The organism is Flavobacterium pasteuri, from assembly GCF_048286615.1.
Taxonomy (GTDB): domain Bacteria; phylum Bacteroidota; class Bacteroidia; order Flavobacteriales; family Flavobacteriaceae; genus Flavobacterium.
In genome coordinates, this window is the sequence record NZ_JBLVPN010000003.1 from 387886 (window position 1) to 409240 (window position 21355).

Genomic DNA, 21355 nt, shown 5'->3' on the forward strand with positions numbered 1-21355 from the left:
ATTACATTTGACAAGTCGATTATAAAAATCACTTTGTAGCAGCCAAAATTAAAGAATTTTTATTTAAGGTGCTTCTGTTTCCAAAGGCAAAATGAAATATTAGAAAATTTAAATAGTATATAGGTATCAAAAAAATAAAAAAAATAGTATTTCGTTCTCTACTTGGACTAATCCTACTTTTGTTGGTACTCGGTATTGCTCTCACCATGCCATTTGTTCAAACAAAAATTGCTCGATATTTTACAAATAGTATCAATAAAGATTTTGGAACTAATATTAATATTGATGAAGTTGCCATTTCGGTTTTTGGAGGGGTGAAATTTAAAAAAGTATTGATTCGGGATCATCATAAAGATACTTTGATTTATTCCAATAGAATTTCAACCACTATTTTAGAAGGTAAAAAAATGCTCGATGGAGATTTAATCTTTGACGATTTAGATTTGCATGGGTTGCTTTTTAATTTGAGAACGTACAAAAACGAAAAACAATCCAATCTCGATAAGTTTATTGCAGCTTTTGAAACAGGAAAACCATCAAGTAAGAAATTTTTACTAAAAGCGAATACATTAAAAATTTATGATGGTCATTTTATTTTAACGGATGATAATCGTGAAAATCCTAAAGATTTAGATTTTACTAAACTGAACGCTTCGGTAACTGATTTTAAAATATATGGCCCGGATGTTACCACAATGATTAATAAAATGTCATTTTTGGATTTTCGTGGTTTGTATGTTAAAAATTTAAGTTCCAAATTCAGTTATTCAAAAAAGAATATAAAACTGGAAAATCTTGATTTGTTGACTAAAGAATCAACCTTGAAAGGGACTGTTTTATTAAAATATAAAATTGAAGATTTTTCTAATTTTACGGATAAAGTTCAGTTTGATATAAAATTAGATGCAGCATCAATTGCTTCAAATGACATTCGTTATTTTTATAAAGAATTAGGCAGGAATCAACATTTTTATACCAAAGCAAGTATAAAAGGGACTCTGAATGATTTGAAATTTAAAAATTTAGAATTAGTTGATGATCGCAAGACACAAATTAACGGCGATATAAATTTCAAGAATTTGTTTGCCAAAAAAGGGCAAAAATTTTCGATGTATGCTAAGTTTGATAAGTTAACTTCCAGTTACGATGATTTAATCGTAATACTTCCCAATATTTTAGGGAATAAATTACCTACTTCTTTAAAAAAATTAGGGAGATTTACCGCTGCGGGAACTTCTAATGTTTCAACAACTGCTGTTGAAGCCGATTTTTCTATGATTACTGCATTAGGGAAAGTAACTTCAAATTTAGAAATACAAAATATTGATGTGATTGACAAGGCTTCCTATTTTGGGAATGTGATTTTAGAAAATTTTGATATTGGGACATTATTAGATCAGAAGGAATTAGGTAGTGTGAGTTTGAATATTGATGTTGATGGAAAGGGATTCAAGCAAAAATATTTGGATACTGCTATAAAGGGTGATATTAGTCAAATGGATTATAAGAACTACAATTATACCAATATTGTTGTCAATGGAACCCTGAAGAGTCCTAATTACAAAGGTCAAATTACGGTTAATGATCCTAATTTGAGTATGACTTTTGACGGTTTATTGGATTTAAGTAAAAAAGACAGTCGATACGATTTTCATATCAATGTTGAAAATGCAGATTTAACTAAACTGAAATTAGTTAAAGATTCTGTTTCTATTTTCAAAGGGGATGTAGTGGTGGAAGCTTCAGGAAACAATATAGAGAATTTTCAGGGAAATGTATACATCAATAAAACCTCTTATCAAAATACAAAAGGCACCTACAACTTTGATGATTTTACAATAATTTCCAGTTTTGACCAGAACAGAATCCGAACCATAACAGTAAACTCTCCGGATATTGTAGAAGGTGAAATTGTAGGTAAATATGAATTCAATCAGTTGGAGAATTTGGTAAAAAATTCTTTAGGAAGTCTTTATACCAATTTTAAACCAAGTAAGGTTAAAAAAGGGCAGTTTCTTAAATTTAATTTCTCTATTTATAATAAAATCATCGAAATTTTTTACCCTGATATTTCAATCGGTTCTAATACTATAGTTAAAGGAAATATAAATTCTGACAATCAAGAGTTCAAGCTTAATTTTAATTCGCCTCAAATAGTAGCCTCTGATAATACATTTGATAACATAAGAGTTTCAGTAGATAATAAAAATCCACTTTATAATGCTTACATTGAATTGGATAGTATAAAAACAAAATATTATAAAATTCGTGATTTTAGTTTGATAAATGTGACTATGAAAGATACTTTGTTCTTTCGTTCAGAATTTAAAGGAGGTTTAAAAGGGGAAGATTATTATAATCTGAATTTATACCATACAATTAATAAAGACAACAATAACGTAGTTGGTATCAGTAAATCAGAAGTGAAATTCAAGGATTATCTTTGGTTCTTGAATGAAGATGAAACGCCAAATAATCAGATTGTTTTTGATAAATCATTTAAAAACTTCGACATTGACAATATAATATTGTCTCATGAAAATCAGTCAATTTCGTTAATGGGTGCTTTTAAAGGTTCGAATGTCAAGGATTTAAAATTAAGCTTTAAGGATGTAGATTTAAACCAAATTACGCCAGCTAATAATAAGTTTGTTGCGCATGGAAATATAAATGGCGAGGTAAATTTCAAGCAGAATAATACTATTTACCAGCCTACATCTTCTATTGTAATCGATAATTTAAATGTAAACAAAACAGATTTGGGTACTTTGAATTTTGAAATTGAAGGGGATGAAAGCCTGAGAAAGTTTACTATCAATTCTAATTTAGAAAATAAAAATTTAGAATCCTTTAATGCTAATGGAAGCTTTGAAATTATAAACAAGGAAACCATCCTTGATTTAAAACTAAAATTCGAAAAGTTTAATATTGCAACTCTTAACTCGCTTGGCGGTGAAGTTTTATCAAATATTAGAGGTTCGATATCAGGTAATTCTACGATTGAGGGAAATCTTAAAAAGCCCAATATTAATGGGCGTTTATTTTTGGATGATGCTGGTATAACTATTCCGTATTTGAATGTTGATTATGCATTGAGCAATAATACTATTATTGACCTTACCGATGAGAAATTTTTGTTTAGAAACAATACACTTACGGATACAAAATACGGAACGATAGGGAAATTGAACGGAAATATCGAGCATAATAATTTTGCAGATTGGAAATTAGATTTAGCCATTAATTCTAAAAGGCTGTTAGCATTAGATACTCAAGATAGTGAAGATGCGGCCTATTACGGAACTGCTTTTATTGATGGTATTGCCACTATAAAAGGACCAACTAATTCTTTGTTTATAAAAGTTGATGCAAAATCTGAAAAAGGAACGGCTGTTAAAATACCTATTAATAATGCCGAAAGTGTAAGTGATAATATTTTTCTACATTTTGTGACCGCTCAAGAAAAATACAATTTAAAAAATGGAATTACGGATAACACCAGAAATTATAACGGACTGGAATTAGAGTTTGATTTTGATATTACTCCGGATGCCGAAGTCGAAGTGATTTTAGACCGAAATACTGGTCATGGAATGAAAGGAAAAGGTTTTGGGTCTTTGTTGTTTAAAATAAATACTTTAGGAAAATTTAATATGTGGGGAGATTTCCAGGCGTATGAAGGAACTTATAATTTTAAATACGGCGGATTGATTGATAAGAAATTTGCAGTTAAAAAAGGTGGTTCTATTTCTTGGGAAGGAAATCCTATGAGAGCGCAATTAAATCTAGAAGCGGTATATAAAACCACAGCAAATCCTGCAGTATTGTTAGACAATTCCTCTTTTAATGCAAAAGTACCTGTTGAAGTAGTTATTGGTATTAGAGGCGATTTGACCAGTCCGGAGCCTGATTTTAATATTGAATTTCCAACAGTAAGTAATGTTTTGAAATCAGAAATTCAATATAAATTGAACGATAAGGATGTAAGACAAACTCAAGCTTTGTATTTATTATCATCTGGTGGTTTTTTAAGTCCGGAAGGAGTGAGCCAATCTGATTTTTCAGGAAGTTTATTCGAGACAGCTTCTAGTATACTTGGTGGAATCATACAATCGGATGATGAGAAGTTTAAAGTGGGTCTTAATTTTATAGGTGCCGACAGAAGAATAGGTAAGGAAACAGACGGGCGATTTGTAGCGACAATTTCATCAAAAATAAACGAAAGAATTACTATAAATGGAAAACTCGGAGTTCCTTTTGGAGGGATTAATGAATCAGCAATTGTAGGTGATGTAGAGGTTTTGTATAGAGTTAATGAAGACGGAACACTTAATTTACGTCTTTTTAATAAAGAAAATGACATCAATTATATAGGTCAAGGAATTGGATATACACAAGGCTTAGGGGTTTCTTATGAGGTCGATTTTGATACTTTCAAAGAGTTAGTCAATAAAATTTTTAAAAATCTAAAAATAGACCGAGCTGCCGTGCCTGTTGCTGAAGATCAAGATTCTGAGATGTCTCCAGATTATATTAATTTTTCTAAATCAAATAAATCTATCCCTAAAAAGATCAAGAAAAACCATGAAGGTTTGCTTCCTGAGGAAAACTAATAATTAGTCATTTATTTATAAAAGCTTCCATTTCTTGGTAATAATACGTTTTAATGTTGGCTTACGATAAGTAATTTCGGTAGCCGGGTATTATTTGAAATCATAATTATTTTTTTAAAGTTTAAAGATGAAAACTCTCTTTTTGTATCTTAGTAACAAATAGTTAATGTATTGTCTTGATTTTTAATCAAAAAAACAATCAAATTGTTAATTATCAAATAAAAATCGATTATTTTTCAATTTTGTTAAATAAAATTCTTTTTATTTTGTTTTTCCAAAAACTTATCAACGAAAACGTTTGAATTTGGAACAGTTTACTAATTTATTAAAAACACAGCTTTAAAAGTGCTGAATGTTTGCTAATTTTACACTTTAATACTTAAATAATGCCAAAAACAATAAAAAAAGTTGGTGTTCTAACTTCGGGAGGAGACTCACCAGGAATGAATGCAGCTATTCGATCAGTTGTTCGAACATGTGCTTATCATAATATAGAATGCATAGGGATTTATAGAGGATATCAAGGAATGATTGAAGGTGACTTCAAAGAAATGGGACCTCGAAGTGTAAACAACATTGTAAATAAAGGAGGGACGATTCTTAAATCAGCTCGATCTTTAGAATTTAAAACTCCAGAAGGAAGAAAAAAAGCACACGAAAATCTTACCAAAGCAGGAATAGATGCTTTAGTAGTAATAGGAGGTGACGGAACTTTTACCGGAGGTTTATTATTCAATACTGAATTTAATTTCCCAGTTATGGGAATCCCGGGAACTATTGATAATGATATTTTTGGGACTAGTCATACTTTAGGGTACGATACTGCTTTAAATACTGTAGTTGATGTAATTGATAAAATTAGAGATACTGCAAGTTCTCACAATCGATTGTTCTTTGTAGAGGTGATGGGTAGAGATGCCGGTCATATTGCTTTGAATGCAGGTATTGGAGCAGGAGCAGAGGAAATTTTAATTCCTGAGGAAGATTTAGGTTTAGACAGATTATTAGAGTCACTGCAAAAAAGTAAAGCTTCAGGTAAATCATCAAGTATAGTTGTTATTGCTGAAGGAGATAAAATTGGGAAAAATGTATTCGAATTAAAAGACTACGTTGAAGCTAATTTACCTGAATACGATGTAAGAGTTTCGGTTTTAGGTCACATGCAACGAGGTGGTTCCCCTTCTTGTTTTGACAGAGTCTTAGCAAGTAGATTAGGTGTGAAGGCCGTTGAATCGTTATTGGAAGGAAAGTCAAGTTATATGGTTGGATTGCAAAACGATAAAGTAGCGTTAACGCCTTTAGAACAAGCAATCAAAGGAAAAACGATGATTGATAGAGAATTATTAAGAGTTTCGGACATTATGTCCACATAAGTGGTTAAAGTTTATTGTGAGGAAATTAGACTTTAGGTTGAGTTAATAAAAATAAACAAAAAAATTAAAGTAAAATGTCAAAAGTAAAATTAGGAATAAACGGATTTGGAAGAATTGGAAGAATTGTATTCAGAGAATCTTACAATAGAGATAATGTAGAAGTTGTAGCTATCAATGATTTATTAGATGTAGATCACTTAGCTTATTTATTAAAATATGATTCAGTTCACGGTCGTTTCAATGGAACTGTTGAAGTTATAGACGGAAAACTTTTTGTGAACGGAAAAAACATTCGTATTACTGCTGAAAGAAATCCTGCAGATTTAAAATGGAATGAAGTTGATGTTGACGTAGTTGCTGAATGTACTGGTTTCTTTACAACTATTGAAACTGCAACTGAGCACATTAAAGGTGGTGCTAAAAAAGTAATTATTTCAGCTCCTTCTGCGGATGCTCCAATGTTTGTAATGGGAGTAAATCATCAAGAAGCTTTAGCAACTGATATGGTTGTATCTAATGCATCTTGTACTACTAACTGTTTAGCTCCATTAGCTAAAGTTATTAATGATAATTTTGGAATTGTTGAAGCGTTGATGACTACTGTTCACGCAACAACATCAACTCAAATGACTACTGATGGTCCTTCTAGAAAAGACTGGAGAGGTGGACGTGCTGCCAGCGTAAACATCATTCCTTCTTCTACAGGTGCAGCAAAAGCTGTAGGTAAAGTTATTCCTGAATTGAATGGAAAATTAACTGGTATGGCTTTCCGTGTTCCTACTACCGATGTTTCAGCAGTAGATTTAACTGTGAAAGTTGCTAAAGAAACTTCTTATGAAGAAATAATGGCAGTATTGAAAGAAGCTTCTGAAACTACAATGAAAGGTATTTTAGGATATACTGAAGATTTAGTTGTTTCACAAGATTTCGTTTCTGATTCAAGAACATCTATTATTGATGCTAATGCAGGAATTGGATTGAACTCTACTTTCTTCAAAATTATCTCTTGGTATGATAATGAATATGGTTATTCTAGCAAATTAATTGATTTATCTGTACATATTGCAGGTTTAAAATAATTCTTTATATTTACAAATCCCGTTATATTATATTTAACGGGATTTTATTTTTTGTTCCATTTTTTAAATGCAAATTTTATACTTACTGCACGTATTTTAAATTAGAAAGACAAAATACAAAAAACCAAAAAAACCAAAAAAAATGAGATTATTAGTTGATAGTGGTTCTACTAAAGCCGATTGGATTGCGATAGATGATGCCGGAAAAGTATTGTTTACCACACAAACATTAGGGTTGAATCCAGAAATTCTAGATGGAGATGAAATTATTGAACGCCTAAATGATCGTTTTGATATTTTGCAAAATAAAAAAGAGGCTACTCATTTATTTTTCTATGGCGCAGGTTGTGGAACTGATAGAATGAAAATTTCACTTTCACAAATTTTTCAAAACTATTTCCCTAACGCAATTATTGTAGTTGAAGAGGATACATATGCTGCAGTTTACGCTACAACACCTAAAGGCGAAAAAGCTATTGTTAGTATATTAGGAACCGGATCTAACTGTAGTTATTTTGATGGAAAAGAATTGCATCAAAAAGTACAATCATTAGGTTATATCGTGATGGATGATTGTAGCGGTAATGTTTTTGGAAAAGAATTAATCAGAAAGTATTATTTCAATAAAATGCCAAAAGAATTGGCATTAGAATTTGAGAAAGAATACGATATAGATCCTGATGCTATCAAAAGTAAATTATACAAAGAAGCAAATCCTAATGCTTATTTAGCAACATTTGCAAAATTCTTAATTCAACATAAAGATACTGAATTTTGCAAAAAAATAATTTTCAAAGGAATGAAGTCTTTTGTGAAAAATTATATTAAACAATATGATAATTGTAAAGAAGTACCTGTTCACTTTGTAGGGTCTATTGCATTTTATTTGAAAGATGAATTACAGGAGACATTTGATAAATATGAATTACAATTAGGTAACGTACTTAGAAGACCAATTGATGGACTTATTGCGTATCATATTGCCAATAAATAAAAACTTCAATATTGCAATACTTAACTAAAGTATTGCAATCATTGAAATTTCAATATTTATATTTTTTGGCAAACATGCCACTTGAACCGTTTCGCGAGCTGGAGCGGTTTTTTCATTAAAATAAGAACCATAAACGGTATTTATTTTTCCAAAATCATTCATGTCCATGATGAATATAGTTGTCTTAACAACGTTTTCAAATGTCATTCCTGCTGCTTCAAGTACTGCTTTCATGTTTTGCATTACTTGTTCCGTTTCTACTTCAATGTTGTCAGTAATCAATTCTCCAGTTACGGGATTAATTGCAATCTGACCGGAAGTAAATAGCATATTTCCTTTAAGGACTGCTTGGTTATAAGGCCCGATTGGTGCAGGAGCATTTTCTGTAAAAATTATTTTTTTCATAAAACAGTTATTTTTTTATTTAGTTAAAGGTTAAGAATGAATTATCGGTTTATTGTGCTTCGTTTGTCCCATTTGATGTCACTAAGAACACCAGATTTTATCCCGATAAAGAAACCCCAATTAGCATTTGTTCCAAATGGAGACCAGTTAAAATCCATCCTCCAGCTCAATAAATCCCTCTCAAAACGAAGCTGTGTAAAAGTAACTCCTTTTTGTACAAAGTCATATCCTGTAGATACTCCAGCTTTCCATTTTGGTGTTATATCAGCATTTGCTGAAATCATTATAGAATTTCCAATGATTTTATTTTCTCTATTGTTATTTCCGTAAGTCAAGGAATAAGCAAATGTCATATCCCAAGGTAGCTTTGAATTGAAAAATTCCGAGATTTTATCTTCGCCTTCGTCCCCTTCCTCTTCTTCAAATTGACTTCTTCTGTTATCGCCCAAATCAGTATTTGTTCCAAATAGATCGTCTTCTCGACCACCATTTCTCTGACTTTGAGTGTTCTTCTCCTTATCTGTTTTGTCTTTGCCTTGGCTCGAAATAGAATAATTTAGAGTCATATTAGAACTGGTCATTCTAAAAAGACTCCCGCCATTATCAATGTTGAATACATTTATTCGGTTTCCTGAATTGTCAATGGCATAAGGGTCTAATGTTGCTCCAAAATTGACATTCATTTTGTTATCTAATAATGTAGTACCACCGCTAACTCTTATTGGAGCAAAAGCAAGTGTAGTTACGCCATCGGCATCAAGATTATAACTAGTGGAAAGGTTTAAGTTGTTAAGAAGCATTATTTTTTTAGGCTCGACCTTAGTACTGTCTTTATCTGTAACTTTTGCTTCAAAAGTATTGCTCAAATCAAAACCTAACGTATTAGAATTGTTTAATCCGGGAGCACCAAAAATTCCGCTTTCAAATCTGGAATATTGTTTCATTGTCCCGGTTGCATCAGAAGCATAAGTATCATAATACTTTTCAAAACTAGGAGTGTAGCCGTACGAAACAGATGGTCTCATGACGTGTCTTATGGATTTAATTTTTTTGTCATTACCAAAATTAAAAGTTCCATATATGGTTGTTCCTATACTGGATGAAAAGGAGTATGTTCTAAAAGCGTCAAATCCATTTATGGTTTTATCAACAACTTTACTTTGGTCAACATCATAGTTTCTTTCAATTGTTTTGGTATACCAAATTTCCTCATAATTCATGGAAGTAGAAGCACTGAAATATTTGAATAATTTAAAATTGGTGCTTAATGGAATACTGTGTTGAAAACCAACTTTTGCATCTCTAAACATTTGCGGTTTAAAGAATAAAGAATCATTTGTAACTATGCTGTTTCTACCGTTTAAATTATATTGTAAATTGATGTTTTTGAAAAAACCTTTTTTGACACCGTCCTTACCCACAAAAGGATAAATTCTGTCCACACTCAATTGTAGTGTTGGTAAAGTCATATTAATTTCTTCCGTTTGAGTATTTTGTGAATGTGTTGCGGTCAAAGACATTCTAACTTGTGGAACAGAGGTAAATGTTTTTGAATATGAAATGGAAGAGCTTAATGTATTATTAAGATTTGACCCAATATTGACTTGATTGATGGATTGCTTGAAATATTTACTGCTACCAAGATTCACAGATGCTGAAAAACTGGAGTTAGGATTTGATTTAGAGTCTTTGGAATGAGACCATTGAATGTTGTAAATGTTTTGTTTCAAATAATCCGGATAACCTCTTTCGCTGGTAATCAAGTTTTCAAATCTAATGTTTAAGTTTCCTCTATAATTATATCTTTTGGCATAGCTGGATTCAAAACGCAATCCATAACTTCCATTAGTATAATAATCTCCCAATACGGTTAAATCATAATTGTCGCTAAGGGCAAAGTAGTATCCTAAATTTTGAAGCGAAAATCCCCTGTTATTAGAATCGTTATAGCTGGGCAAAATCAATCCTGAAATACTGGTTTCTTTACTCATTGGAAAAAAAGCAAAAGGTAAAGCTATAGGAGTAGGAACATTTGCAATAACCATATTAGTCAATCCGGTAACTACTTTTTTACCCGGAATAAATTTTACTTTATTCGTTTGGAAATAATATTCAGGATTATCAACATCTTTTGAAGTAGTAAAACGAGCTCCTTTTAAAAAATAAACGGAGTCATTTTCTTTTTTTGTTATAGCAGCTTTAATTTTGAATTCTCCTTGATCTGATCTTGAATTCCAGATTAAAGCTTTTTTGGTTTTAAAATTAAAACGGATAGAATCTGGTTCTACTACATTTGCGCCTTGTTTGAAATTTGGGTATTGAGTATAAGCACCAGTGGAGTCTTTGATTCGTCCGGCATAGACTTCATTTTTTTCATAATCCATAACGATTATTCCTGACTTCAATTCGACATCTTGATAATACAATTCCGCTTTATCATATAAGGTAATCAGCTTTTTCTTTTGGTCAATTTTAGCATATTGATCCGCCTTGTATCTCACTTTTCCGTCAAGAAATGCTTTTTTAGGCTTTACACTGTCTTTTTTTATGGAATCGGTTTCTTTTGTAACTGATAAAGGTGCAGTGTTTTTTTTTCTAGTATCTAAATTGGTAGTGTCTGCTTGTTTTTTTGCGGATATGGCCGTCTTTTTTTTTGTTATATCTTGAGAATATAATTTACCACACCCCAATGACAGGAAAAATGATAATAAAACGATATTAAATAAGTTTGTATGCAAAGGTTTAAATGCTATTTTTGTAAAATTATGGCCTGTTTTTTGACATGTCAAACTTACATATTATTTTTTGTCAAAAATAGCCAAATAAAAAATTTTATGAGGGTAGTATTTTAATTAAATTAACTTTTGGATTTATGCGTATTATATATAAAATAAAAATAATATTAACTTTTATTTTGACAATAACTTCTTTATCGAGCTTCAGTCAGTCTAATGTTTTCAAGGTGACTTTAGATGCAGGTCATGGAGCACATGATTTTGGAGCTGTTTATGAAGGACGTGTAGAAAAAAACATTGCTTTGGCAGTAGTTTTGAAAGTTGGAAAAATATTAGAAACTACACCACAGATTAATATCAATTATACCCGAAAAACAGATGTGTTTATTGATTTAATTGAAAGAGCTAATATTGCCAATAGATTTAACGCTAATATTTTTGTTTCGATTCATTGTAATGCCAATAGAAATACTGCAGCAGATGGAACTGAGACATATGTAATGGGTTTGAGTAAAGTAGCGTCAAATCTTGAGGCTGCTAAAAAAGAGAACTCTGTAATAACATTAGAGAAAGATTATAAGCAAAAATACGAAGGATTTGATCCTAACTCTCCGGAGACCATGATAGGAATGACCTTGATGCAGGAAGAATATTTAGACAATAGTATTTCATTAGCAAGTAAGGTAGAAGATTCTTTCGCAGATTTAGGAAAAAAAATAAGAGGAGGAGGAGTAAAACAGGCTCCTTTCATGGTGCTTCACAAAGCTTACATGCCTAGAGTATTGATAGAAATGGGATTTATTTCTAATACTATTGAAGGAAATACATTAAATTCTGAAGACGGTCAAAATGAAATTGCCAGAGCTATCGCTGATGCAATTATAAGTTATAAGAAAGAATATTTTGGAAATGGTGAAACTGAAATTTTTGAAGAATTGCCTTCGCAAAAAATTAATGAAAAACCTATAAGAGATACGGTTGTTCCTGCGAAACCGAAAATGATTCCGCAAGCCGCAGCAGAATTATCACAAGTAAAAAAAACGGTTGATAATACTAAGCCTATTTTTAAGGTGCAGCTTTCAGCTAGTAGTAAAAGATTAGATTTAGTTCCAAGAAATTTTAATGGACTTAAAAATATTTCTGTAGCCTATGAAAACAGGGTTTACAAATATATGTATGGAGAAACTTCGGATTATGATGAAGCAAAAAAGCAATTAAGCGAGGCAAAAGAAAAAGGATATGATTCCGCATTTTTGATTGCATTTAAAAGCGGAGAGAAAGTTAATATTCAAGACGTAATTAAATAATAGCTTATCTTTTTTATATTAAGTTCGCAAAAAAAAAATACACATTTTGAAAATAACTGTAGGATTCAAAACCACAATTTTAGCTCTATTTCTATTTTTCTACTCAAACACGTTTTCTCAATCCAATCAAAAGTTTACTGTTATTTTAGATGCGGGTCACGGAGGGAAAGATCCAGGAAATTCCTATCATGGCTTTGTTGAAAAAGAAATTGCGCTTAAAACGACTTTGAAATTAGAAAAATACCTCAAAAGAGATAATAATATTCAAGTTGTTTACACACGAAAATCAGATATTTTTATAGAATTAAAGGATAGGCCAAAAAAAGCAAATAGTATCGATGCTAATTTATTTGTTTCTATACATTGTAATTCTGTTGAAAATCCAATTCCCTTTGGTACAGAGACTTTTGTAATGGGTTTGGCAAGAAGTAAAGGTAATTTAGAAATTGCTAAACAAGAAAATTCAGTGATATTATTGGAGAAAGATTATAAGAAAACCTACAAAGGTTTTGATCCTAAGAATCCTGAAACATTGATTGGATTAAAAATTCTGCAAGAAGATTATTTAGATCGAAGCATAAATCTAGCTTCAAAAATTGAGAGTAATTTTAAAAATAAATTGCATCGAAAATCAAGAGGGATTAAACAGACTCCTTTATGGGTTTTGGATGCGGCTTATATGCCAAGTGTATTAATTGAATTGGGTTTTTTATCTAACAGTGAAGAAGGTCATTATTTAAATTCAGAAGTAGGACAAAATAATATGGCAGAAGCTATTGCATCGGCTATTATTGCTTATAAGAAAGAATATTTTGGAACGCAATCTAATGATGATTATGAAGAACTTCCATCTAAAAAAGTAGTCAAAAATGAAGTAAAAGATTCTTCAAAGAGTACTAAATCAAAACGAATTATAGAAAAACAAGTTTCACAAAAGCAAGAGTCGAAAACACAAAATTCTGATGTGTTTTTTAAAGTTCAATTTGCCGCCGGAAATAAAAATATTAAATTAAATCCTTCAAATTTTAAAGGATTAAAAAATGTTTCGATGACAATAAGCAATGGATCTTTATATAAGTATGCATATGGCTTAACATCAGACTATAACACCGCAAAAGAGGATTTGAAAGTTGTGAAATCCAAAGGGTATACTTCAGCGTATATAATAGCAATTAAAGATGGAAAGAATATTAGTATTCAAGAAGCGCTTAAATAATTACAACAAGTCAAATATTTTATATTAAATTTGTAAAAAATACTTAAATTTTGAAAATAACACGAGAAATTAAAACTGCTATTTTAGTAATTGCATCTATTTTATTATTTATCTGGGGCTACAGTTTTTTGAAAGGAAGAGATCTTTTTACTAATTACAAAACATTTTATGTAGAATATAAAAGTGTAGAAGGTCTAGCGACATCTGCGCCTGTTACGTTAAACGGATTAGTTATTGGTAAAGTCAGCAGTATAACAATTGATGAAAATACTGGTTTATTATTAGTTGAATTACAATTAAAAACTGATTTCCCAATTTCTAAATCCAGTACAGCTTCTATTTATGAGCCTGGATTTATTGGAGGAAAGCAAATTGCAATTATTCCTAATTTTGATGATAAAGCATTAGCTGTTGATGGTCAAAAATTGCAAGGCGGAGTAAAACTTGGTCTGACTGATAAAGTTGGAGATCAATTAGCACCACTTCAAGAAAAATTAGAAAAGTTATTGGGAAGTACTGAAAAATTAATTTCAGGGTTGAATAATGTTTTGGACCCAAAAGGGCAACAGGATTTAAAACTTACCTTAGCAGAATTGAGCAAGACTATTGAACAATTCCATAAAGCTTCTTTAAGTGTTAACACTTTATTAGATGCAAACAAAACTCAAATAAACGGAGTTGTTTCTAACTTTAATAAAATGTCCGGGAATTTTTCTAAAATATCTGATTCTTTGAATAAAGCTGATTTAGGAAAAACGGTTAAAAATCTTAATGCTACTCTTGCTAGAGTCGATGGTATTATGACTGGTTTAGAATCTGGAAAAGGATCTATGGGGAAATTATTGAATGATGAAGCTTTTTACCAGAATATTAAAAGTTCCACAAAAGAATTAGAGCTATTATTGCAAGATGTTAGACTTTACCCAACCAGATATGTAAATATTTCTTTGTTTGGAAAGAAAAATAAACCTTATGTTGGTCCTACGAACGATTCTATACCTAATGTAAAAAATTAGTAATTATGAGCTATTTAGATAATATTTTATTTGCCATTCTTTTGGTAATTGGTTTTGGATATTTTTTCAACAGTGTAAAAAAAATTAGAAGGAATATTAATCTTGGAACTGATGTAAATCGTTCAGATAATCCGAAAGCGCGTTGGACAAATATGGCCATGATTGCTCTTGGTCAATCTAAAATGGTGAAAAGACCCATTGCAGGAATACTTCATATTATTGTATACGTAGGTTTTGTAGTCATAAACATTGAATTATTAGAAATTATAATCGATGGACTTTTTGGTACGCATCGTGTTTTTGCTTTTTTAGGAACTACGTATGATGTTCTAATTGCTACATTCGAAATTTTGGCCCTTTTAGTTTTGGTCGCTGTTGTTGCTTTTTGGAGTAGAAGAAACGCAATCAAACTAAAGAGATTTGTGAGCTCAGATTTAAAAGGGTGGCCTAAAAGTGATGCGAACTATATTTTATATTTTGAGGTAGTTCTAATGACATTATTTTTATTGATGAATGCTTCTGATGTGCATTTACAGAATGTTCCTGGAGGTTTTTCTCATTTTATAAAAGCTGGATCATTTCCAATAAGCCAATTTATTGAACCATTATTTAATGGAATGTCAAATGAATTAGTAATGTTGCTTTCTGAAATATTTTGGTGGTTGCATATTGTGGGTATCTTAATTTTTATGAACTACCTTTATTTTTCAAAACATTTACACATTCTGTTAGCTTTTCCAAACACCTATTTTGCAAATCTGAATCCGCAGGGTCAATTTGATAATTTAGAATCCGTTACTAAGGAAGTAAAACTAATGATGGATCCCAGTGCCGATCCTTTTGCAGCGGCTCCAGTGGATGAAAATGCGGTTCCAAGTAAATTTGGTGCAAGTGACGTTCAGGATTTAAATTGGGTTCAATTATTGAATGCTTATACCTGTACAGAATGTGGTCGTTGTACTTCATCTTGTCCTGCGAATATTACTGGAAAAAAATTGTCTCCACGTAAAATCATGATGGATACAAGAGATCGATTAGAAGAAGTAGGAAGAAATATTGATGCCAATAAAGGTGTTTTTATTCCGGATAACAAAACATTATTGAACGATTATATCACACCAGAAGAACTTTGGGCATGTACCTCATGTAATGCGTGTGTTGAGGAATGTCCAGTAAATATTAGTCCGCTTTCAATTATCATGGATATGAGACGTTATTTAGTAATGGAGCAAAGCGCTGCACCAATGCCAATTAATGCAATGATGACTAATATAGAGAATAACGGTGCCCCATGGCAATACAATCAGCAAGATCGATTGAATTGGAAAAATGAATAGTCGTTAAATCGTTTAATTTGTTATTTGTTTAACGAATAACCGATTTATAAATTAAGAATTTGTGATTAAGTAAATAAGCAAATAACCGAATCAACAAAATAGTATGTCAGAGAATTTAATAGTGCCAACTATGGCCGAAATGTTAGCTCAAGGAAAACAACCAGAAGTTTTATTCTGGGTAGGTTGTGCTGGAAGTTTTGATGATAGAGCAAAGAAAATAACTAAAGCGTTTGTTCGAATTTTAAATCGTGCAAATGTTCCTTTTGCCGTTTTAGGTACTGAAGAAAGTTGTACCGGTGATCCTGCAAAAAGAGCCGGAAATGAGTTTTTGTTTCAGATGCAAGCCATGATGAATATTGAGGTTTTGAATGCTTACGAAGCAAAAAAAATAGTTACCGCTTGCCCGCATTGTTTCAATACTTTAAAAAACGAATATCCGGAATTAGGCGGGAAATATGAAGTAGTTCACCATACGGAGTTTCTTAAATCATTGTTAGATGAAGGAAGGCTGACTATTGAAGGTGGGCAATTCAAGGGAAAGCGAATTACTTTTCACGATCCTTGCTATTTAGGAAGAGCCAATAATGTGTATGAAGCACCAAGAGATTTGATTCTTAAATTAGATGCTGAATTAGTTGAAATGAAGCGTTCGAAAGCAAATGGTTTATGTTGTGGTGCCGGCGGTGCCCAAATGTTTAAAGATGCTGAACCAGGAAACAAGGAAGTCAACGTCGAAAGAACCGAAAACGCATTAGAAACTAAACCAGAAATAATTGCTGCGGGTTGTCCTTTTTGTAATACTATGATGACTGATGGTATTAAAAACAAAGAAAAGGAAGGCGAAGTAAAAGTTATGGATATTGCTGAATTGATTGCTAATGCACAAGATTTATAAATCAATTAAAATTAAAAATTTTGATTATTTAAATCAAAATTTATAACTCATAATTCATAATTACCATGTACGTTCCATTTGAAAATTTACCCGAAGAATCTAAAATCTGGATTTATCAATCAAACAGAAAATTTTCGGATGCCGAATTTTCTGAAATAGAAACATCCTTACAATCCTTTCTTGAAGGTTGGGCTGCACACGGTACGAGTTTAGAGTCATCGTATCAATTAAAATACAACAGATTTATCATTATCGCCGTAAATCAGGATGTGCAAGCAGCAACAGGTTGTTCTATCGATTCATCTGTTGAATTTATTCAAAGTTTAGAACAAAAATATACCGTTGATTTATTGGACAAAATGAATGTTACTTTCAAACTTGGAGAGCACATTGCCCACAAGCCTTTGATTGATTTCAAGAAAATGGTAAAAGATAAAGCGGTTACTGAAAACACTATAGTTTTCAATAATTTAGTTAATAATATAGAAGAATACAATGAATCCTGGGAAGTTCCTGCTATCGATAGCTGGCATAGTCGCTTTTTTTAAACAAAACAGTTCAATGAGAAAAATAGGCGTCAAAATTGTTTTATTTTATGTCTTAATTTTCTTTGTAGCTTCAAGTTGTGTTGGGACAAAAATTAATAAGAATAAAGTAATTATTACCAACGTTGCGTCCAAAACAGAAAATTTGGACAGTACAAAATCGAGTAATATCCCCACACTTTTTGAATTATTTCCCCAAGGAAATAAATGGGTTGATAGTGTTTACAATGCTATGACTTTAGAGGAAAAATTTGGGCAATTATTTATGGTTGCCGCTTATTCTAATAAAGATACTGTTCACTTCAACGCTATTGATAAACTGATTCAGGAAAATAAAATAGGTGGATTAATTTTCTTTCAAGGAGGTCCCGTTCGTCAAGTTAAATTAACCAACCGTTTTCAATCGAAGTCAAAAATCCCCTTGTTTATTGGTAGTGATGCCGAATGGGGTTTGGGTATGCGATTAGATTCAACCTATCGATATCCTTGGAATATGACACTTGGAGCCATTCAAGACATGAAATTATTAGAGAAAGTTGGTGCTCAAATGGGGAAACAAAGCAAGCGATTGGGATTGCAATTTAACTTTGCACCAGTTCTTGATATCAATACAAATCCCAGAAATCCCATTATAGGTTTTCGCTCTTTTGGCGAAGATAAATTCAAAGTTACAGAACGCGCCATTGCTTTAATGAAAGGGGTTCAGAGTCAAGGAATCTTCTCCACAGGAAAGCATTTTCCTGGTCATGGCGATACTGAAACGGATTCACATAAAGGATTACCAACGATTAATTTTTCGAAAGAAAGATTTATGGATGTAGAGTTTTATCCTTATAAAAAAATGTTTCATGAAGGACTTTCGTCTGTTATGGTGGCGCATTTAAATGTTCCCAGTTTAGAGTCAAGACCTAATTATCCTTCGTCGATTTCCTATAATGTCGTAACTAATATTCTTCAAAAAGAATTAGGATTCAAAGGACTTATTTTTACTGATGCTTTGAATATGAAAAGTGTAAGTAACTTTAAATTACCAAGCGAAATTAATTTTGAAGCTTTTATGGCTGGAAATGATGTGTTGTTATTTCCTGAAGATGTTCCTTCAGCAATTGAAAAATTTAAGTTGGCGTATTCATCTAATTTATTTTCTGAAGAAAGATTGGCTTTTTCGGTAAAGAAAATTTTGAAATTTAAATATAAAGCAGGTTTAAACTCTTATAAACCTATTGCAACAGAAAATTTATATAACGATTTAAACTCATCTGAAAATGATGCTTTACAATATGAGTTGTATGAAAACGCAATTACTGTTCTAAAAAATACGGCTGCTGTTTTACCAATAAAAAATTTGGACAAACAAAAAATAGCCTATGTAAAAATAGGAGATGACAGTAATGATGCTTTTGTTTCGACTTTAAAAAAATACGCTGACGTAACTGTAGTTGCAGATACTAATTTAGATAGTTTACAAGTAAAATTGCAAGGGTTTACAACTGTAATTATTGGATATCACAAATCAGATGTAGCTTTTAGAAATGATGATTTAAAAGCAAATGAATTGTTTAAAATTAATTTTTTAGCCAAAAACAATAATGTAATTCTGGATGTTTTTGCAAAACCTTACTCGTTGTTACCCATTACAAATTTTGAAGATTTCGAAGGATTAATTGTTTCCTATCAAAACAGTACGATTGCTCAAATAGTTTCTGCAGAACTAATTTTTGGAGCTATAGAAGCCAAAGGAAAATTACCAGTTTCTATTAATAATAATTTTAAAGTAAATGATGGTTTAGCCACTGAAAAGTTAAATCGTTTGGGATTTACAACTCCTGAAAATGTAGAAATGAATGCTGAAATTTTATCCAAAATTGATGCCATTGCCAATAAAGCGATTAATGGTAAAATGACACCAGGAATTCAAGTTTTGGTTGCCAGAAAAGGAAAAGTTATTTATCAAAAATCATTCGGGCACCATACGTATGATAAAACGATTAAAGTTCAAGATTCAGATATTTATGATGTTGCTTCATTGACAAAAATTCTGGCTACATTGCCCAATGTAATGTTGCAATACGATCAGCAAAAAATAAATCTGGAAACTACATTAGGAACAATGTCTCCTATTTTTAAAGATTCCAATAAAGCCAATATTAATTTTAAGGATTTATTGTCTCATTACGCCGGACTTGCCGCAGGAATTCCATTTTATAAAGCGACAATGGATAAATCTAAATTTCCTTCGGAAGTTTATTTTAGAAAAACATCCGAAGAGCAGTTTTCTAAACGAATGACAGACAGTCTTTTTATAAGAAATGATTTTAGCGACACCATTATGAAAATGATTGTTAAGAGCAAGCTTTCCTTGAAAAAAGAATACAAGTACAGCGATCTTACCTTTATGATTCTGAAAGATTATTTAGAAAAAACAACGGGTAAAACATTAGATATTTTGATTCAAGAGAATTTCTACCGTTCACTGGGAATGAATAATTCAAGTTTCAATCCGTTAGGAAAATTTGATAAAAACAGAATTCCACCAACAGAAACTGATACCTATTTCCGTCATCAACTTTTACAAGGATATGTCAATGATTTATCAGCAGCTTTAGAAGGCGGAGTTTCCGGGCATGCCGGAGTTTTTTCGAATGCTATGGATGTGGCTAAAATAATGGAGCTTTATCTGCAAAAAGGAAATTATGGCAATCAGCAGTATTTTTCTGAAAAGACATTTGATGATTTTAATACGTGTTATTTTTGTGCCGCAGGAAATAGGAGAGGTGTAGGTTTTGATAAACCACAATTAGGTGCTGAAGGCCCTACGTGCGGTTGCGCTTCGATGACCAGTTTTGGTCATACCGGTTATACAGGAACGATGGCTTGGGCTGATCCTGAAACGCAAATTGTCTATGTATTCTTATCCAATAGAACTTTTCCAATTGCTGGTGAAAATAGATTATCCAAAGAAAACATTCGAGAAGATATCCAAAAGGTGATTTATGAAGCGATTATTAATTAACATAAGTTTGAAGGAATGATATAAATAGTCCAAATGAAATTATTGAGAATTTCATTTGGACTATTTATATTAAAAACGTTTTCAATACTTTTATTAGAAATATTTAGTTACAAATTGTAGCTGTATTATAGTATATTTGAGATAAAAATAGTTTGATGAAAAATAGGAATACATTTTTTACAAAAGTCCATTTAGTTGTATTGCTTTTTTGCATGACTTTTGTAAATGCTCAAAATATTGATATTAATATTCTACGAGATATCAATGTTGATAGGAATAAGAATTTAGATCCTACTTTTAAATTAGTAACAAATAGTGCGGTTCCAATAAGTGTTGCAACTCCCCTTATTATTTATTCAGTTGCTTTAATAAAGAAAGATAGTACCATCAAGAAACAAGCAATTTTTATAGGAGAAACATTCTTAGTAAATGCATTTATTACCACTGCATTGAAACATACTATAAAAAGGAACAGACCATTTGAAACCTATCCTGATATTGATCAAGCAGCATCGTCTTTGGGAAGATCATTTCCTTCTGGGCATACTTCTTTAGCTTTCGCAACAGCAACATCACTGAGTTTAGCTTATCCCAAATGGTATGTTATTGCACCGTCTTTTGTGTGGGCTGGCGCAGTGGGATATTCTCGAATGCATTTAGGGGTTCATTATCCAAGTGATGTATTTGCAGGGGCAATTATTGGTAGCGGTTCGGCTTATCTTAGCTATAAAGTGAATAAATGGATTAATAAAAAAAGTACTAAAAAGGACAAGTAGCGCTTAGAATACTGTAATTAACGTTTCAAAATGATAAAGAATTCAAGTCTA

Annotated in this window: 14 protein-coding genes; 12 read left to right on the forward strand and 2 right to left on the reverse strand. The window is 31.5% G+C overall.

Going from position 1 to position 21355, the window contains the following annotated elements; all coding sequences use genetic code 11:
• Window positions 1-206: 206 nt before the first annotated feature.
• The 4 genes from ACNQF6_RS06685 (at window position 207) to ACNQF6_RS06700 (ending at window position 8059) form a co-directional block, all read left to right on the forward strand.
• On the forward strand, window positions 207-4613 hold the full coding sequence (locus tag ACNQF6_RS06685) for a translocation/assembly module TamB domain-containing protein (protein WP_417964387.1): 4407 nt from the start codon (window positions 207-209) through the stop codon (window positions 4611-4613).
• Between the two features lie 386 nt (window positions 4614-4999).
• Window positions 5000-5986 carry a 6-phosphofructokinase gene (gene pfkA, locus ACNQF6_RS06690; protein WP_417952126.1) on the forward strand — a complete coding sequence of 329 codons (987 nt, stop codon included), beginning with the start codon at window positions 5000-5002 and terminating at the stop codon, window positions 5984-5986.
• Window positions 5987-6060: 74 nt separating this feature from the next.
• Complete coding sequence (gap, locus tag ACNQF6_RS06695) at window positions 6061-7065, forward strand: type I glyceraldehyde-3-phosphate dehydrogenase (protein WP_417964389.1); 1005 nt, start codon at window positions 6061-6063, stop codon at window positions 7063-7065.
• A 142-nt stretch (window positions 7066-7207) separates the two neighbouring features.
• On the forward strand, window positions 7208-8059 hold the full coding sequence (locus tag ACNQF6_RS06700) for an N-acetylglucosamine kinase (protein WP_417964391.1): 852 nt from the start codon (window positions 7208-7210) through the stop codon (window positions 8057-8059).
• 24 nt (window positions 8060-8083) lie between these two features.
• Here the strand turns inward: ACNQF6_RS06700 and ACNQF6_RS06705 are convergent, their stop codons facing one another.
• Together ACNQF6_RS06705 and ACNQF6_RS06710 are read right to left on the reverse strand one after the other, a co-directional pair.
• Window positions 8084-8464, reverse strand: a complete 381-nt coding sequence (locus ACNQF6_RS06705; RefSeq protein WP_417964393.1) for a RidA family protein — start codon at window positions 8462-8464, stop codon at window positions 8084-8086.
• 41 nt (window positions 8465-8505) lie between these two features.
• On the reverse strand, window positions 8506-11253 hold the full coding sequence (locus tag ACNQF6_RS06710; RefSeq protein WP_417964395.1) for a putative LPS assembly protein LptD: 2748 nt from the start codon (window positions 11251-11253) through the stop codon (window positions 8506-8508).
• An 83-nt stretch (window positions 11254-11336) separates the two neighbouring features.
• On the opposite strand from ACNQF6_RS06710, the gene ACNQF6_RS06715 reads away from it, so the two are divergent.
• The 8 genes from ACNQF6_RS06715 (at window position 11337) to ACNQF6_RS06750 (ending at window position 21304) form a co-directional block, all read left to right on the forward strand.
• Window positions 11337-12506: an N-acetylmuramoyl-L-alanine amidase family protein gene (locus ACNQF6_RS06715; protein ID WP_417964397.1), complete on the forward strand. Its 1170-nt coding sequence runs from the start codon at window positions 11337-11339 to the stop codon at window positions 12504-12506.
• 46 nt (window positions 12507-12552) lie between these two features.
• The gene (locus tag ACNQF6_RS06720) at window positions 12553-13722 is read left to right on the forward strand and encodes an N-acetylmuramoyl-L-alanine amidase family protein (protein ID WP_417964399.1); all 1170 of its coding nucleotides are present in this window, start codon (window positions 12553-12555) and stop codon (window positions 13720-13722) included.
• 50 nt (window positions 13723-13772) lie between these two features.
• Window positions 13773-14738, forward strand: coding sequence for an MlaD family protein (locus ACNQF6_RS06725; RefSeq protein WP_417964401.1), 966 nt, complete (start codon window positions 13773-13775; stop codon window positions 14736-14738).
• A gap of 5 nt (window positions 14739-14743) precedes the next feature.
• The gene (locus ACNQF6_RS06730; protein WP_417964403.1) at window positions 14744-16075 is read left to right on the forward strand and encodes a 4Fe-4S dicluster domain-containing protein; all 1332 of its coding nucleotides are present in this window, start codon (window positions 14744-14746) and stop codon (window positions 16073-16075) included.
• A gap of 103 nt (window positions 16076-16178) precedes the next feature.
• Window positions 16179-16970, forward strand: coding sequence for a (Fe-S)-binding protein (locus ACNQF6_RS06735; protein ID WP_417964405.1), 792 nt, complete (start codon window positions 16179-16181; stop codon window positions 16968-16970).
• Window positions 16971-17035: 65 nt separating this feature from the next.
• On the forward strand, window positions 17036-17518 hold the full coding sequence (locus ACNQF6_RS06740; protein WP_417964407.1) for an ABC transporter ATPase: 483 nt from the start codon (window positions 17036-17038) through the stop codon (window positions 17516-17518).
• A gap of 13 nt (window positions 17519-17531) precedes the next feature.
• The gene (locus tag ACNQF6_RS06745) at window positions 17532-20528 is read left to right on the forward strand and encodes a glycoside hydrolase family 3 N-terminal domain-containing protein (RefSeq protein WP_417964409.1); all 2997 of its coding nucleotides are present in this window, start codon (window positions 17532-17534) and stop codon (window positions 20526-20528) included.
• A gap of 155 nt (window positions 20529-20683) precedes the next feature.
• On the forward strand, window positions 20684-21304 hold the full coding sequence (locus ACNQF6_RS06750; RefSeq protein WP_417964411.1) for a phosphatase PAP2 family protein: 621 nt from the start codon (window positions 20684-20686) through the stop codon (window positions 21302-21304).
• Window positions 21305-21355 lie beyond the last annotated feature (51 nt).

What these genes read in the sequence shown, in the direction of transcription:
- ACNQF6_RS06740 (WP_417964407.1), top strand. Translation starts at nt 17,036, where the DNA reads ATGTACGTTCCATTTGAAAATTTACCCGAAGAATCTAAAATCTGGATT.
- gap (WP_417964389.1), top strand. Translation starts at nt 6,061, where the DNA reads ATGTCAAAAGTAAAATTAGGAATAAACGGATTTGGAAGAATTGGAAGA.
- ACNQF6_RS06730 (WP_417964403.1), top strand. Translation starts at nt 14,744, where the DNA reads ATGAGCTATTTAGATAATATTTTATTTGCCATTCTTTTGGTAATTGGT.
- ACNQF6_RS06685 (WP_417964387.1), top strand. Translation starts at nt 207, where the DNA reads ATGCCATTTGTTCAAACAAAAATTGCTCGATATTTTACAAATAGTATC.
- ACNQF6_RS06750 (WP_417964411.1), top strand. Translation starts at nt 20,684, where the DNA reads ATGAAAAATAGGAATACATTTTTTACAAAAGTCCATTTAGTTGTATTG.
- pfkA (WP_417952126.1), top strand. Translation starts at nt 5,000, where the DNA reads ATGCCAAAAACAATAAAAAAAGTTGGTGTTCTAACTTCGGGAGGAGAC.
- ACNQF6_RS06715 (WP_417964397.1), top strand. Translation starts at nt 11,337, where the DNA reads ATGCGTATTATATATAAAATAAAAATAATATTAACTTTTATTTTGACA.
- ACNQF6_RS06705 (WP_417964393.1), bottom strand. Translation starts at nt 8,464, where the DNA reads ATGAAAAAAATAATTTTTACAGAAAATGCTCCTGCACCAATCGGGCCT.
- ACNQF6_RS06745 (WP_417964409.1), top strand. Translation starts at nt 17,532, where the DNA reads ATGAGAAAAATAGGCGTCAAAATTGTTTTATTTTATGTCTTAATTTTC.
- ACNQF6_RS06735 (WP_417964405.1), top strand. Translation starts at nt 16,179, where the DNA reads ATGTCAGAGAATTTAATAGTGCCAACTATGGCCGAAATGTTAGCTCAA.
- ACNQF6_RS06700 (WP_417964391.1), top strand. Translation starts at nt 7,208, where the DNA reads ATGAGATTATTAGTTGATAGTGGTTCTACTAAAGCCGATTGGATTGCG.